Source organism: Rhizobium sp. KNZ2-6A (genome assembly GCF_056755475.1).
In genome coordinates, this window is record NZ_JBNDIC010000001.1 from 163,922 (window position 1) to 177,830 (window position 13,909).

At 61.9% G+C, this 13,909-nt stretch carries 13 protein-coding genes and 1 other RNA gene; 5 read left to right on the plus strand and 9 right to left on the minus strand.

Features of this window, described 5'->3' with window-relative positions; all coding sequences use genetic code 11:
• Positions 1 to 4: 4 nt before the first annotated feature.
• The gene (locus ACPYOP_RS00770) at positions 5 to 814 is read left to right on the plus strand and encodes an SDR family NAD(P)-dependent oxidoreductase (RefSeq protein ID WP_481408481.1); all 810 of its coding nucleotides are present in this window, start codon (positions 5 to 7) and stop codon (positions 812 to 814) included.
• Positions 815 to 999: 185 nt separating this feature from the next.
• On the opposite strand, the gene ACPYOP_RS00775 is transcribed toward ACPYOP_RS00770, so the two are convergent.
• The 6 genes from ACPYOP_RS00775 to tkt all read right to left on the minus strand — a co-directional run bounded on the left by ACPYOP_RS00775 (position 1,000) and on the right by tkt (position 9,585).
• Positions 1,000 to 2,025 carry a class I fructose-bisphosphate aldolase gene (locus ACPYOP_RS00775; RefSeq protein ID WP_481408482.1) on the minus strand — a complete coding sequence of 342 codons (1,026 nt, stop codon included), beginning with the start codon at positions 2,023 to 2,025 and terminating at the stop codon, positions 1,000 to 1,002.
• 212 nt (positions 2,026 to 2,237) lie between these two features.
• Positions 2,238 to 3,440, minus strand: coding sequence for a phosphoglycerate kinase (locus ACPYOP_RS00780; RefSeq protein ID WP_481408483.1), 1,203 nt, complete (start codon positions 3,438 to 3,440; stop codon positions 2,238 to 2,240).
• 72 nt (positions 3,441 to 3,512) lie between these two features.
• On the minus strand, positions 3,513 to 5,363 hold the full coding sequence (locus ACPYOP_RS00785) for a potassium/proton antiporter (protein WP_481408484.1): 1,851 nt from the start codon (positions 5,361 to 5,363) through the stop codon (positions 3,513 to 3,515).
• Between the two features lie 577 nt (positions 5,364 to 5,940).
• Positions 5,941 to 6,525, minus strand: a complete 585-nt coding sequence (locus ACPYOP_RS00790; protein ID WP_481408485.1) for a putative glycolipid-binding domain-containing protein — start codon at positions 6,523 to 6,525, stop codon at positions 5,941 to 5,943.
• Between the two features lie 2 nt (positions 6,526 to 6,527).
• Positions 6,528 to 7,538 (minus strand): type I glyceraldehyde-3-phosphate dehydrogenase, encoded by a 1,011-nt coding sequence (gap, locus tag ACPYOP_RS00795; protein ID WP_481408486.1) that lies wholly within the window; start codon positions 7,536 to 7,538, stop codon positions 6,528 to 6,530.
• Positions 7,539 to 7,602: 64 nt separating this feature from the next.
• Positions 7,603 to 9,585 (minus strand): transketolase, encoded by a 1,983-nt coding sequence (gene tkt / locus ACPYOP_RS00800; protein WP_481408487.1) that lies wholly within the window; start codon positions 9,583 to 9,585, stop codon positions 7,603 to 7,605.
• 401 nt (positions 9,586 to 9,986) lie between these two features.
• Here tkt and ACPYOP_RS00805 point away from each other — a divergent pair, with 401 nt between their 5' ends.
• The 3 genes from ACPYOP_RS00805 (at position 9,987) to ssrS (ending at position 10,912) form a co-directional block, all read left to right on the plus strand.
• Complete coding sequence (locus ACPYOP_RS00805) at positions 9,987 to 10,262, plus strand: DUF4164 domain-containing protein (protein ID WP_015341018.1); 276 nt, start codon at positions 9,987 to 9,989, stop codon at positions 10,260 to 10,262.
• 47 nt (positions 10,263 to 10,309) lie between these two features.
• On the plus strand, positions 10,310 to 10,687 hold the full coding sequence (locus ACPYOP_RS00810) for a cell division protein ZapA (protein WP_120664939.1): 378 nt from the start codon (positions 10,310 to 10,312) through the stop codon (positions 10,685 to 10,687).
• A gap of 66 nt (positions 10,688 to 10,753) precedes the next feature.
• A non-coding RNA gene (gene ssrS, locus ACPYOP_RS00815) (6S RNA) lies at positions 10,754 to 10,912 on the plus strand.
• Between the two features lie 92 nt (positions 10,913 to 11,004).
• On the opposite strand, the gene ACPYOP_RS00820 is transcribed toward ssrS, so the two are convergent.
• The 3 genes from ACPYOP_RS00820 to ACPYOP_RS00830 are packed head-to-tail and all read right to left on the minus strand — an operon-like array spanning position 11,005 to position 12,913.
• Complete coding sequence (locus ACPYOP_RS00820; RefSeq protein ID WP_481408488.1) at positions 11,005 to 11,307, minus strand: CBS domain-containing protein; 303 nt, start codon at positions 11,305 to 11,307, stop codon at positions 11,005 to 11,007.
• 31 nt (positions 11,308 to 11,338) lie between these two features.
• On the minus strand, positions 11,339 to 12,055 hold the full coding sequence (locus ACPYOP_RS00825) for an SDR family oxidoreductase (protein ID WP_481408489.1): 717 nt from the start codon (positions 12,053 to 12,055) through the stop codon (positions 11,339 to 11,341).
• Between the two features lie 45 nt (positions 12,056 to 12,100).
• Complete coding sequence (locus tag ACPYOP_RS00830) at positions 12,101 to 12,913, minus strand: SDR family NAD(P)-dependent oxidoreductase (RefSeq protein WP_481408490.1); 813 nt, start codon at positions 12,911 to 12,913, stop codon at positions 12,101 to 12,103.
• A gap of 100 nt (positions 12,914 to 13,013) precedes the next feature.
• Here ACPYOP_RS00830 and ACPYOP_RS00835 point away from each other — a divergent pair, with 100 nt between their 5' ends.
• Entirely contained in the window at positions 13,014 to 13,877 is an 864-nt protein-coding gene (locus ACPYOP_RS00835; protein ID WP_481408491.1) for a helix-turn-helix transcriptional regulator, read from the plus strand.
• Positions 13,878 to 13,909 lie beyond the last annotated feature (32 nt).

Below are 13,909 nucleotides of genomic sequence, written 5' to 3' on the forward strand. Positions count from 1 at the left end.
GACAATGGATTTGAAACTGGACGGGAAGACAGCGCTTGTCACCGGAAGCAGCAAGGGCATAGGAGGAGCGATCGCCAGAGGGCTTGCTCGTGAGAAGGCGGTCGCCGTCGTCCACGGCCGCGACAGGACACAGACGGAGCGGGTCGCCCAAGACATCATCGCCGAAGGAGGACGCGCCCACACCGTTGTCGGGGACCTCACGATCGATGACGACGTGCGCCGGCTTGTCGAGGAGGCACAAGCGCTTGCCGGTCCGATAGACATCGTGATCAACAATGCCGGCGGCTCAGGTGACGCGGAGGATTGGACGAGCAGTCGCCCCGCCTCATGGATGTCCGCCTACGACCGCAACGTTCTCGCTGCCGTCAGAGTAACGACCCTGCTGCTGCCGAGAATGCGGCAAGCCAAGTGGGGACGGGTCGTCAACATTTCCAGCCTGGCCGGTTTGATGCCGCCCGCCTCGAGGCCGGATTACTCCGCCTGCAAGGCCGCCATGAACGCAATGACCGTCTCCATGGCGAAAGCGGTCGCGGTCGATGGGGTCACAGTCAATACGGTATCGCCCGGCACGATACATAGCGCCAGGCTGGACGCGCGGTTTCGCGAGGTTGCGGTGGAGCAAGGACTTGCGAAAGACGCTCCGTGGGAGACGATCGAACAGGCCGTGCTTCCGATGTTCACCCAGGTGCCCGCAGGCCGCGTGGGAACCCTGGAGGAAATAGCCGATGCTGTTTCCTTCCTCGTCAGTCCGCGGGCCGCGTATATAACCGGTGTCAATCTGAGGCTCGATGGTGGAATGTTGCCGACCATCTAGGAAGAGTTTGTTGGAGATGGCTGCAACGTGCCGAAGGCGCACGCCGCGGAATGCTTCCGGGGATCCCTTCGACAAGCCCGGAAGACCGGATGAGGGGCTTTCCAGGCGTATATGCATCGCGCAAAAGCAAAAAGCCCCGGTCACATCGCGACCGGGGCTCTGTCCATTCGAACCACTATCTGAAATCAAGCAGCCTTTTCGCTGTCCTTCGTCCAGCTGCCCTTTGCGGCGAGATAGTTCATCTCGGCGCGATGGGTGAAGGCGCGCTGGCCGGCGGCGACGTTTTCGGCCTTGCCGCCCCATGCCTTCAGCGCGCTGTCCTGCAGGGCGCGGCCATAGGAGAAGGTCACGTGCCAGGGCAGATCGTAGCCGGAGTTGATGGCGGAGAGGTGCGCGGTCGCTTCTTCGGTCGACTGGCCGCCGGAGAGGAAGGCGATGCCCGGCACGGCGGAAGGAACGGTTTCCTTCAGAACCTTGACGGTGCGCTCGGCAACCTGTTCGACGGAAGCCTTGCGGGCCTTCTTGCCGTCGATGACCATGCTCGGCTTCAGGATCATGCCTTCGAGCTTGACACGGGCTTCCGCCAGTTCCTGGAAGACGATCTGCAGCGTCCAGCGGGTGACTTCCTCGCTGCGGTCGAGGCTCTGCGTGCCGGGCTCACCATCCATCAGCACTTCCGGCTCGACGATCGGGACGATCTTGGCCTGCTGGCAAAGGGCGGCATAACGGGCGAGTGCGTGGGCATTGGCCTTGACGGCGCCATAGGTCGGCAGCGTGTCGGAAATGGCGATTACGCCGCGCCACTTGGCGAAGCGGGCGCCGGCTTCATAATATTTCGCCAGGCGATCGGCGAGGCCGTCGAGGCCTTCGGTGATGGTTTCGCCGGGGAAGCCAGCCAAAGGCTTGGCGCCGACATCGACCTTGATGCCGGGAATGCTGTCTGCAGCCCTGATGATGTCGACGAAGGGAGTGCCATCCGCAGCCTTCTGGAAGAGGGTTTCCTCATAGAGGATGACGCCGGAGATGTACTTCTTCATGGCGTCGTCGGAGCGGAAGAGCATCTCGCGATAGTCGCGGCGGCTCTCTTCCGTTGATACGAGAGAGATGGTGTCGAAGCGCTTCTTGTTCGTGGCGGTAGATTCGTCCGCCGCCAGGAGGCCCTTGCCACCAGCAACCATCTTTACGGCAATGTCTTCAATTCGTTCGCTCATTTTGTTTCTCCAAGGCGATTTCAGTCGGCGACAGGATCAATATAGATCGGCGATAACAGAAGTGTAGAAGGAGGGAAATGGCAGGCTAACTAATTGAAACGATTGAAATGATTTCAACCGTTTGAATGTTTGGGATGTCATCCTAGCACTCATGGAAAAGCCGCGAAAGTCTTGGCTTTCGCGGCTTTTATCATTCATGGCGCAGAAGCGGTTTACTTGGCAGACTGCAGGACAGCGACGCCCGGCAAGACCTTGCCTTCCATCCATTCGAGGAAGGCGCCGCCGGCCGTCGAGACATAGGTGAAGTCATCGGTCACACCGGCGTGGTTGAGCGCCGAGACAGTATCGCCGCCGCCGGCGACCGAGGTCAGCTTGCCGGTTTTGGTGCATTCGGCCGCATATTTGGCGACCGCGACGGTGGCGGCATCGAAGGGAGCGATTTCGAAGGCTCCGAGCGGGCCGTTCCAGACCAGCGTCGTGGCGCGGCCGATCCAGGCGTTGATGGCCTCGACCGACTTCGGGCCGACATCGAGCACCATGGCATCGGCCGGGATGGCCTCGATCGCCACTACCTCGTTATCAGCGCCGGCCTTGAATTCGCGGGCGATGACGCCGTCTTCCGGCAGGACGATCGCGCAGCCGGCTGCCGCGGCTTCGATCATGATCTGCTTGGCGGTGTCGGCGAGATCGTGTTCGCAGAGCGACTTGCCGACATTGGTGCCACGCGCGGCGAGGAAGGTGTTGGCCATGCCGCCGCCGATCACAAGCGCGTCGACCTTCTTCACCAGGTTCATTAGGAGGTCGATCTTGGTGGAAACCTTGGCGCCGCCGACGATGGCGACGACCGGGCGGATCGGATTGCCGAGACCCTTCTCCAGGGCTTCGAGCTCCGCCTGCATCGTGCGGCCTGCATAGGCCGGCAGCAGGTGGGCGAGGCCTTCAGTCGAGGAATGCGCTCGGTGGGCGGCCGAGAAGGCGTCGTTGACGTAGATATCGCCATTGGCGGCGAGCGCCTTGGTGAAGGCTGCGTCGTTCTTTTCCTCTTCCTTGTGGAAGCGGGTGTTTTCCAGCAGCAGGATGTCGCCGTTGTTCATCTTGGCAACGGCGTCAGCCGCCGGAGCGCCAATGCAGTCGGAGGCGAAGAGAACGGCATGGTCCAGAACTTCTTCCACGGCGGGCACGATAAGACCGAGCGAAAGGTCCGGGGAGGGGCCCTCCTTCGGGCGGCCGAAATGGGCAAGCAGGATGACCTTGGCGCCCTTTTCAGACAGTTCGAGAATCGTCGGGGCGACACGTTCGATGCGGGTCGCATCGGTGACCTTGCCATCCTTGACCGGCACGTTGAGGTCGACGCGCACGAGCACGCGCTTGCCCGTGATGTCGGTGAGATCGTCGAGAGTTTTGAAGGCTGCCATGGGAGGATCCAATGTTGATGGTGGCGAAAAGTGCGCCGACCATACTACGGATGATCGGAGACGCAAGGCCATTCAGGCGTCGTTTTTTCCGGCATTTGAATCGTTTGAAACGCCGTCCTCCGGGTGTTCCCGGCGCTTTTGCAGGTGAGCGCGAATGCTCTTAAAAATATCGTGGAGATTGATGAAGATCGGAAGGATGACGGGCGGCTCGACCGCTTCGAGCGACATGCCGACCGACTGGATATGGTCGTTCTCGTCGAGATCACGGACGATGAGAATGATCTCACCCAGGCGAACGCGATCCGCATAATCGGCCTTGCCGCCCAGGCGATGGCGCATGAGTTCGGCGATGGTGAGCCCCTTCTCCTGTTCGCTCAGAAGGCCAGGCCCATAGGCCGCATCGAGATCGGCGGCGGGGCGCAGCGGCGAGATCGAGAAGGCGCCGAAGAATTCGGCGTCATCGGGATCGACGGGCGCGCGGCTGGCGAAAAGCCGGTCGAGAAGCCGTGAATAATTGGGCGAGATGAAAAGATAGACGATATCGCTCTCGCGCAGGCGGCCGGCATATTGATAGCGCATGGACTTGCCGTCGCGCACGACGAGCGAAGGCATAGCCCAGCGCGGTATGCGCTCGCCGCGCAGAACCGGACTATCCTTCACGACGCGATAGGAAAGAAGTTCGTGGTTGACCGTGCCGGGCAGGTCGACCTCGACCTTGTCGATCGCTCCCATGCGCGGGGGAACGATGAGGCCGAGGCGGCGCGCCATCGGCTTGATGGTCCAGCCCTGAACGAGCAGCGACACCAGCACGACGATGAAGGCGACGTTGAAATAGGTCTGGCCGGCCTGCAGGTTGCCGAGGATGGGCATAATGGCAAGCAGGATGGAGACCGCGCCGCGCAGGCCGACCCAGGCGACGAAGCCGGTTTCGCGCTGGGTGTAATCGAAGGGCAGCAGGCAGAGCCACACGGCGATCGGTCGGGCAATGAAGATCAGGAAAAGCGCCAATGCCACGGCGGGAATGGCGATGGCCGGGAATTGCGATGGCGTGGCGAGCAGGCCGAGGACGAGGAACATGATGATCTGCGCAAGCCAGGTCATGCCGTCCTGGAAGCGCTTGATCGAAGCGGAGGCCGGCATCTTGCGATTGCCGGCATAGATGCCGGCGACATAGACGGCCAGGAAGCCGCTGCCGCCGACGGCGCCGGTGAAGGAGAAGACGAGGAGCGCCAGCGCCAGCACGAAGATCGGCGTCAGGCCGCGATCGGTTTCCAGCCGGCTGACGATGAGCACGATCATCATGCCGCCGAGCAGGCCAAGGATGACGCCAAGCCCCATCTGCTGGATGAAGGTGGCGAGCATGGCGAGGTTGATGCCGGCGTAGCCTTCGCCGCTTGCCAGCAGCTCGACCAAGGCGAGCGTCAGGAAGATCGCCATCGGGTCGTTGGTGCCGGATTCGACTTCCAGCGTCGAGCGCACCTTGTCGCGGATATTGATGCCGCCGATGCGCAGCAGGAAAAAGACGGCCGCGGCGTCCGTCGAGGCGACGATCGAGCCGAGCAGAAGGCCCTGCAGCCAAGTAAAGCCGAGCAGCCAGGTGGCGGCAAGGCCGAACAGCGCCGCCGTGACGATGACGCCGACGGAGGCGATGGTCAGCGCCGGTGCCGCGGCAAGCTTGAAGGCCTGGATCGGCGTGCCGTAGCCGGAATCGAAAAGGATGATGGCAAGGGCCAGCGAGCCGAGAATATAGGCGAGATAATTATTGGAGAATTCGATGCCGAGCCCGTCGGTGCCGGCGGCAAGCCCGATCATCAGGAAAAGCAGCAGCAAGGGCGCGCCAAAGCGGAAGGCGAGGAGGCTGGAAAAGGCCGCAATGAGAACAAGGACCGTGCTGACCAGCACGATGACGTAAAATGCCTCCACCTTGTCTTCCCCTTTCCCTGCGCCGCTGCTGGGCCAAAAGCCCGGAATGCGGAAATCCCTTCGTCATCCCATCATGCAGTCTTGCCGGCCATATTGGCAAATATGGCCTTATTCAGAGGAGAGCTTTACGACTGAAGCCCGCTCTGACGACTGCGACGTCATGGTGTGATGCGCTTTTGCCAGAACGGCGAAGCGGCTTGGAATGCCCTGGGAGACTTCCCACCCAAAATTTATTGGTAAATCTGGACCATAGCAGGGCAGGGAGGGCAAAGATTGCGGCGTTTTGAAGGGCAATTGCGATTAGTGCTCACGACGCTTTAGAGACACGCCGAAAGGCTTGTGCGTGGATCCTCGGGTCGAGCCCGAGGATGACGGTGTATTGGGTAGGCCTACGGGCAAACGATAGTTTTCTTAGACAGGTTTTCACTGTCACCACGCAGTTGATCAGCGAAATGCATATCCAAAGTCGCTATGTGTCTTTGGCCTACCCTTAAGCCACGTCATCCTCGGGCTCGACCCGAGGATCCATGCTCGTTGCTCGCCGAATGAACAAGGGTATCGATACCGAGGCTGCAGCTCAAACATCCACGCGTTTGAAATAGGTCGGATAGTCGATCACCAGCCCATCCTCGTCGACCGGAAGATCGACGGTGAAATCCCGGTCTTCGGCGGCGTAGCGATAAAGTTTCTGCGGCGCGATGCAGGTGTAGTGCTGACCGTCGCGCACCGGCTCGAAGGTGTCGAACGGGATATAGAGCATGGAGAGCCTGGCGGTTCCGATTTCCGGCGTCATCTCGAGCCGGCGTATCGGCAGGCTGTTGGTAAAAGGCGAGCCGTAGAGATCGATATCGATGCAGCCATCGAATTGCGGCAGGGCCACGCCGTCCCCGGTGCACCAATGTCCCTTGCCGTCCGAGTTCAGTGCGAGACGGCGTCCATCGGTGGTTTCGATGGAGAAGGAAAGAACCGCCCAATCGGCGGAACAGTCGATGCGGTAGGAAACGCCGTAGGGCGTGCCGCCGCGTCCGCCAATAATAATGCCGGCGGCGCGGATGGCCGCGGCGCCGGCATTGTCGATAGGGGCGATCGTCAGGTGTTCCAGCCCGTCTCCTTCCATGGGACGCCAGCGGACTGTCGTCGGAAGGAGCGGGCGGAACGCCATGATCAGATCAGCTTGGCAAGTGCGACGGCAGTGTCGGACATGCGGCTGGAAAAGCCCCATTCATTGTCGTACCAGGACAGGACACGCACGAAGCTGCCTTCCATGACCTTGGTCTGGTCGGTCGCGAAGATCGACGAGTGGCTGTCATGGTTGAAGTCGCGGGAAACCAGCGGCTCGTCGGTGTAGCCGAGGATGCCCTTCAGCTTGCCGTTCGATGCAGCCTTGATGGCTTCGTTGATTTCGCCGACCGTCGTTGCCTTCTTGGCCACGAACTTGAAGTCGACAACCGAGACGTTCGGGGTCGGAACGCGGATCGACGTGCCGTCGAGCTTGCCCTTCAGGTGCGGCAGAACGAGACCAACGGCCTTTGCGGCGCCCGTCGAGGTCGGGATCATGGACAGGGCTGCGGCGCGGGCGCGGTACAGGTCCTTGTGCATGGTGTCGAGCGTCGGCTGGTCACCGGTGTAGGAGTGGATCGTCGTCATGAAGCCGTGATCGATGCCGACGGCGTCGTCAAGAACCTTGACCACCGGCACCAGGCAGTTCGTGGTGCAGGAAGCATTGGAAATGACCAGGTGCTCCTTGGTGAGCTGGTCGTGGTTGACGCCGAAGACGACGGTCAGGTCGGCGCCGTCAGCGGGAGCCGAAACGATGACGCGCTTGGCACCGGCCGTCAGGTGAGCGGCAGCCTTGTCGCGAGACGTGAAGATGCCGGTGCATTCCATGGCGATGTCGACGCCGAGATCGCGGTGCGGCAGGGTTGCCGGGTCCTTGATCGCCGTGACCTTGATCGGCTTGCCGCCGCCAACGATGATCGTGTCTCCCTCGACCTTCACTTCGGCCGGGAAGCGACCGTGGATGGAATCGTAACGCAGCAGGTGGGCATTGGTCTCGACCGGGCCGAGGTCGTTGATGGCGACGACTTCGATATCGGTGCGGCCGGATTCGACGATTGCGCGCAGGACGTTACGGCCGATGCGGCCAAAGCCGTTGATAGCAACTTTTACAGTCATTGAAATTCACTCCCGTTCACTCAGGGTGTTTATCTATTGGATTTGAGAGCGCTTGTCAGCGCCCTCAGGAAAGCTTTGCCTCAGCGGCGGCGACAACGGCCTCCGTCGTGATGCCGAAGTGCTTGTAGACGTCCTTGTACGGAGCGGAAGCGCCGAAGCTCTTCATGCCGATAAAGGCGCCTTCCGGCCCGATGAAGGCATCCCAGCCTTCGCGAACGCCGGCTTCGACGGCAACCTTGACCGGCGAGTTGCCGATGACGTCCTTGCGGTAGGCGTCCGGCTGCTCGAAGAAGAGTTCGGTGCAGGGAACGGAAACGACGCGCGTGGAAACGCCCTTACCTTCTAGGACCGCGCGGGCAGCGACGGCGAGTTCGACTTCGGAGCCCGAAGCGAAGATCGTCACCTTGGCGTCGGCATTGCCGGCCAGCGTGTAGGCGCCGAGTTCGCAGAGGTTCTTCTCGCTGTATTCCGTGCGAGCGGCCTGCAGGTTCTGGCGGGTCAGCGCGAGACCGGACGGGCGGTTCGTCGTCTTGATGGCGATCTGCCAGCATTCTGCCGTTTCCGTTGCGTCCGCCGGGCGGAACAGCTGGAAGTTCGGGATGGCGCGCAGGCTGGCGACCTGTTCGACCGGCTGGTGGGTCGGGCCGTCTTCGCCGACGCCGATGGAATCATGCGTCAGGACGTGGATGGCGCGGATGCCCATCAGGGCGGCGAGGCGCAGCGGCGGGCGGCAATAATCCGAGAAGATCAGGAAGCCGCCGCTGTAGGGGATGAGACCGCCATGCAGGGCGATGCCGTTCATGGCAGCGGCCATGCCGTGTTCGCGGATACCCCAGTGCATGTAGCGGCCGGAGAAATCGGTCGGGGTGATCGACTTCATCTGGCTGGTCTTGGTGTTGTTCGACGGCGTCAGGTCGGCGGAGCCGCCGAGCGTTTCCGGCAGGAAGCCGTTGATGACTTCGAGCGCATCTTCCGATGCCTTGCGGGTGGCAACCGTCGGCTTGGTTTCGGCAAGCTTCCTCTTGTAGTCGCTGATGGCGGCGTCGAAGCCGGCGGGCAGCTCATGGGCGAAGCGGCGGCTGAATTCGGCCTTCCTGGCTGTGTCGGCGGCGGCAAGGCGGCCTTCCCAGGCTTCGCGGGTGCCGATGGAGCGTTCGCCGGCGGCGCGCCATTCACCGAGGATGTCGTTCGGGATGACGAAGGGCTCGTAGGGCCAGTCGAGCGCGACGCGGGTCGCGGCGATTTCCTCGGCACCGAGCGGCGAGCCGTGGACCTTGTGGGTGCCCTGCTTGTTCGGAGCGCCAAAGCCGATGATCGTCTTGCAGGCGATCAGCGTCGGGCGGTCGGACTGGTGGGCGGCTTCGATGGCGGCGCTGATGGCGGCCTGGTCGTGACCGTCGACTTCGATCGTGTTCCAGTGAACGGCCTTGAAGCGGGCGACCTGATCGGTCGAATCCGAAAGCGAGACGGCGCCGTCGATGGTGATGGAGTTGTTGTCCCAGAACAGGATCAGCTTGTTGAGCTTGAGGTGGCCGGCAAGCGCGATCGCCTCATGGCTGATGCCTTCCATCAGGCAGCCGTCGCCGCACATGGCATAGGTGTAGTGATCCTGCAGGTCGGCACCGAATTCCTCGCGCAGCTTGCGTTCGGCGATCGCCATGCCGACGGCATTGGCAATGCCCTGGCCGAGTGGGCCGGTCGTGGTTTCGATGCCGGTGGCATGACCATATTCCGGATGGCCCGCGGTCTTGGAGCTGAGCTGGCGGAAGCGCTGGAGCTCATCGACCGTCATGTCCGGATAGCCGGTCAGATACAGAACCGAATACAGCAGCATCGAGCCATGGCCGGCCGAGAGCACGAAGCGGTCGCGGTCTGGCCAATGGGGGTTCTTCGGATCGAAGCGCAGATATTTGCCAAAGAGAACGGTGGCGACATCGGCCATCCCCATCGGCAAACCGGGGTGACCGGAATTGGCCTTCTCGACAGCATCCATGGCAAGGAAACGGATCGCATTCGCCATCCGGTCGTGTTGTTCGCGAGAGTTCATGGGTTTTTCCGCAATGTTCCGGGTTCGGGGGATGGCCACACGCTTGGGAAGGAGGGCCATCGGTTGAAAGGCGGGTGAAAGGCGACGCTCTTCCGAACGTCATTTCCAACGTCGCCTCAGGCGGCTGAGACATAGCAGTTGGGGCGCGCAAGTCAACAAATCGAGGGCTCAATCCGACCCTCCTGCGGCAATTTTTTAACATTTGCCCGTTCACTTTTACAAAAGACGACAATCGTGCGACAAGGCCTGTGCGGCCGGAAAAGGCGGCATTCATCCACAGAATAGGGGGGGTGCCACATGACAGCCTTTATTGACGTGCTGTTGCCGAGTTGAATATTGTTGCGAAATCAGACAAGTGGCCGGATGTTTTGATTCGGGCCTTGCGCGGAGAAGCGAAGGGTATGACACCTTCAGGCAAAACGGTGGACGCGGCGCTCGCCCAATTGCGCCAGGCACTCTCGACTTTGGAGAGCGCCGTCGATGGACGGTTCGAGCGGGAACGGGCGCAAAGCGATATCGAAGGCGAGGTCCGCAGGGTTCACGCCGATCGTTCGCGCCTTGCCCAGGAATTGGACCAGGCCGAGTTCCGTGCGAACCGGCTCGAGGAGGTCAATCGTGAAGTGTCGCGCCGGCTGGTTACGGCGATGGAAACCATAAGAGCCGTGCTGGACCGCTGATCCCTCGGGAGGCAGCCGTCGCGGCGCGGCAGTGATCGGAAAGTCGAATGGCGCAAGTAACGGTAACGATCGACGGCAAAGCCTACCGGATGGCCTGCGAAGAGGGGCAGGAAGACCATCTGACGGATCTCGCCAATCGCTTCGACCGCTATGTCATGCATTTGAAGAGCCAGTTCGGCGAAATCGGCGATCTCCGGGTAACCGTCATGGCCGGCATCATGATCATGGACGAGGTGAGCGAATTGACGCGGCGCGTGTCTTCGCTGGAGGCCGAGCTGGAAACGCTGACCAGCAGCCGGGATACGACCGTGGCCGCCAATGCGCGCGCGGAGGAAACGCTCGCAAGCGTCATCGATGAGGTGACGATGCGCATTCACGGTATTACCGAGAAGCTTCTGGAGCGACCGGGCGCCGAGCAGGCTTAAGTTTATTTCTGCGGATGCCAGCTGCGGACCTCTGGTGCGATGGCGTAATTCGCTCTATATAGCTTGGGCGGTCTGCGCTTCCCGACAGGAACCACAATCCCTGGGGCCATACTCGATCCAAAGGGAGCTGTCCCTGACTAGGCCTGTGGGCCTGGACACACGGTGCCCACCTACGTTTGTAGGCACCCAGGATCGTAAACATCCATCGGTCGTCGTGGATCGCTCTCAAATTTCTCCGGCTGATCGCCAATTTCCCGGCTGATGGCCAAGGAAGGCGCCGCGCTGACGCCACTCCTCCTCCCCTTAACCTTTCGATCTCAGGTAACACCACGCTCGAGTTCGGCTCGGTTCGTCGCGCTGCGCAGACGCAGCAGATCCTTGCGGGCAATGAGACCTACGAGGCGGCCAGTCTGCGGCTCGACGACGGGAACGCGTCCGGTATCGGACTGGATCATGATATCGGCGACGCGTCCCACAGTATCGTCGGCATGCGCGACCGGGAGCGACGTATCTGAGATCACGTCGTAGAGCGATTGATCCATCAGGTCTGGTTTGCTCTGCCAGCGCAGGGCGTCGGCGTGCGAGATCAGGCCGATGCCCGCAATGGCTGAAAGCACCATCGCCGGTGTTGGCCGGCGATGGTGCTGGGGATTACTGGCCGAGGCGGATACCGCCGTCGCAGATCAGCGTGTGGCCGCTGGTAAAGCCGTTGCCGATCAGGAAGGCGATGGCTTCTGCAATCTCGCGTGGGCTGCCGACGCGGCCGACCGGCGTGCGCGCTGCGAAGCTGGCAAAGGTCGGCTCTTTCTGCTCCGCGGATAGGAAATCCCACCAGGGCGTGTCGATGACCCCTGGGGAAACGCAGTTCACCCGGATGGGCTTGAGTTCGACGGCGAGGATCGGTGCCAAAGCGGCAATGGCGGCATTGATGGCGCCGAGTCCCGCGGTTCCTGGCATGGCCGCTTGTGCCGAGACGGCGGAGACGAAGGTGATGCTCCCCTGTTTCGAAAGATGGGGAAGGCAAGCCTGGGCACAGGCGAAATGCGCCAGCGTCTTCTGCTCGAAACCTTTTCTGACATCGGCGAGATCGACGGTGGCGAAGGGACCGGCCCCATTTCCGCCGCCCAGTGCCAGGACGAGATGATCTAGCGGTCCGATTGCCTGGAAGGCTTTGGCAGGGCCGGTAAAGTCGGCCGCATCCATGACGGTGGCGGTGACATCGCCATTCAGGCTCTGTGCGGCTGCCTGAAGTTTCGCCGGGTCACGACCCGTGATCGTGACGCGGTATCCTTTTTCGAGAAGATGGGCGGCGGTCGCAAGGCCGATGCCGGATGAACCGCCGACAATAACTGCGTGTTGGGACGACATGGGTTGTCTCCTTTCTGGGTAAGGAAGTTGTGGGAAGGCTAACGCTTAGGCGAGGTGGGTAAGGCTTTGGCTGAGTGTCCGCAGGCGTTGTCGCGCAGTTGCGTCATAGGCTTGGGCAGAGGCGCGCGATGGCCGCAGTCCGTCATAATAGAGGCCGGTGCGCCCCTCCAGGGCGGTGCCGGCGGCCAGATTGAGGATGGCATCGGCCCCTTGCTCGACGGAGCTTATCGGCGCAACGCCAGCCTGACGTACCATGGTCGTGTCCATATAGGTCGCCGGGTGCAGGCAGTTGGCGGTGACGCCGGAGCCGGCAAGCTCCTCGGCGAGATCGAAGGTGAACATGATCTGCGCCAGTTTGCTCTGGCAATAGGCGCGCACGCCGTTATAGCCGCGCGTCAACATGACATCGGAGAAGTCGATCGCCTGCTGGCCGACCGATGAAACATTGACGATGTGGGCGGGAGCGCTTGCCTTCAGCAGCGGCAGGAGCCGGCGCGTCAGAAGAAAGCCGGCGAGATAGTTCACCGCAAAGCGCAGTTCATGCCCATCGCGGCTCTCCTGGCGTCCTACGCCGCTGGTGCCGATGCCGGCATTGTTGATCAGGACGTCAAGGCGCTCATGGTCGCGTTCGACAGCATCGGCAAGTGCGCGGACCTCGTCCAGCGAAGAGAGGTCGGCGAGATAAATGGCCGCATTGCCGCCTATCTCGCGAATGCCGGAGACCACCTCTTCGGCCCGCGCCCGGTTGCGGCCGTGGACCAGCACCGTGGCACCCATCTCCGCCAGTCTTTCGGCAACCCGCCTTCCGACGCCATCGGTCGAGCCCGTGATCAGGATCGTCTTACCGCTCATGTCCATCGCAACAGCCTCCTATAGCTTACGCCCGATACTTTGGCAGCTTGCGGAGGCGACAAACAGTTCCGACTTTATCCTGGTATTAATCCTGCTATGATGGGCGATGACCATCAATCAGAACCAGACCATTCTCGAAGCCCGGCGCCGCGAATTCGCTGCCTTCCTGCGCTCCCGCCGAGAAAAATTGACCCCGGCAAGCGTCGGGCTTCCGGTGGGGTTTCGACGCCGCACGCCGGGGCTCAGGCGCGAGGAGGTGGCGCTGCTCGCCGGCGTCGGCACCACCTGGTACACATGGCTGGAGCAGGGCAGGGATGTGCGTGCCTCGGCAGAGGTTCTTTCGGCTTTGGCCGACGCGCTGCGTCTCGATCCGGCCGAGCGGCGGCATCTCTTTACGCTGAGCGACCGGCCGTCGGCGGAGGTTCCCTCGCACGGACCCGAGGATGTGCCTGACGCGTTGCTGCGCATGCTTGCGAGCCTTAAAGGTCAACCCGCCTATGTTCTCGGCCGGCGCTGGGACGTACTGGCCTGGAACGCAGCGGCAGTCGCGATATTCGGAGATTATGGTCGGTTGCAGGGCGATGCGCGCAACAGCATCCATCGGGTCTTCACCGATCCCGCCCATCGGCAGCTATTGGTCGATTGGGAGATCGTGGCGGCAAATTCGCTAGCGATGTTTCGTGCCGACAGCGCTCGTTATGCCGGTGATCCGGATTTCGAGCGGCTGATCACCGGTTTGACGCAGGCAAGTCCGGAATTTCGCGCCTGGTGGCCGAGGCAGGACGTGTCGCGGCCGCTGACCGGTCACAAACGCCTGCGCCATCCTGAAGGTGGCCTCATGACATTCGAATATACCGCGCTTGCCGTCATGGATCGGGCCGATATGAAGCTGGTGGTCTATACCCCGCTAGACGAGGATGGAACGAGCGACAGGCTGGAGCAATTGTTGCGCCGAGTTGGCTCGACATAAGCCCGGCTTCCGTCGGCCGCAGCCATTACTTT

What these genes read in the sequence shown, in the direction of transcription:
- tkt (WP_481408487.1), bottom strand. Translation starts at nt 9,585, where the DNA reads ATGAACTCTCGCGAACAACACGACCGGATGGCGAATGCGATCCGTTTC.
- ACPYOP_RS00775 (WP_481408482.1), bottom strand. Translation starts at nt 2,025, where the DNA reads ATGAGCGAACGAATTGAAGACATTGCCGTAAAGATGGTTGCTGGTGGC.
- ACPYOP_RS00820 (WP_481408488.1), bottom strand. Translation starts at nt 11,307, where the DNA reads ATGGTGCTTTCAGCCATTGCGGGCATCGGCCTGATCTCGCACGCCGAC.
- ACPYOP_RS00835 (WP_481408491.1), top strand. Translation starts at nt 13,014, where the DNA reads ATGACCATCAATCAGAACCAGACCATTCTCGAAGCCCGGCGCCGCGAA.
- ACPYOP_RS00770 (WP_481408481.1), top strand. Translation starts at nt 5, where the DNA reads ATGGATTTGAAACTGGACGGGAAGACAGCGCTTGTCACCGGAAGCAGC.
- ACPYOP_RS00780 (WP_481408483.1), bottom strand. Translation starts at nt 3,440, where the DNA reads ATGGCAGCCTTCAAAACTCTCGACGATCTCACCGACATCACGGGCAAG.
- ACPYOP_RS00790 (WP_481408485.1), bottom strand. Translation starts at nt 6,525, where the DNA reads ATGGCGTTCCGCCCGCTCCTTCCGACGACAGTCCGCTGGCGTCCCATG.
- ACPYOP_RS00830 (WP_481408490.1), bottom strand. Translation starts at nt 12,913, where the DNA reads ATGGACATGAGCGGTAAGACGATCCTGATCACGGGCTCGACCGATGGC.
- gap (WP_481408486.1), bottom strand. Translation starts at nt 7,538, where the DNA reads ATGACTGTAAAAGTTGCTATCAACGGCTTTGGCCGCATCGGCCGTAAC.
- ACPYOP_RS00805 (WP_015341018.1), top strand. Translation starts at nt 9,987, where the DNA reads ATGACACCTTCAGGCAAAACGGTGGACGCGGCGCTCGCCCAATTGCGC.
- ACPYOP_RS00810 (WP_120664939.1), top strand. Translation starts at nt 10,310, where the DNA reads ATGGCGCAAGTAACGGTAACGATCGACGGCAAAGCCTACCGGATGGCC.
- ACPYOP_RS00825 (WP_481408489.1), bottom strand. Translation starts at nt 12,055, where the DNA reads ATGTCGTCCCAACACGCAGTTATTGTCGGCGGTTCATCCGGCATCGGC.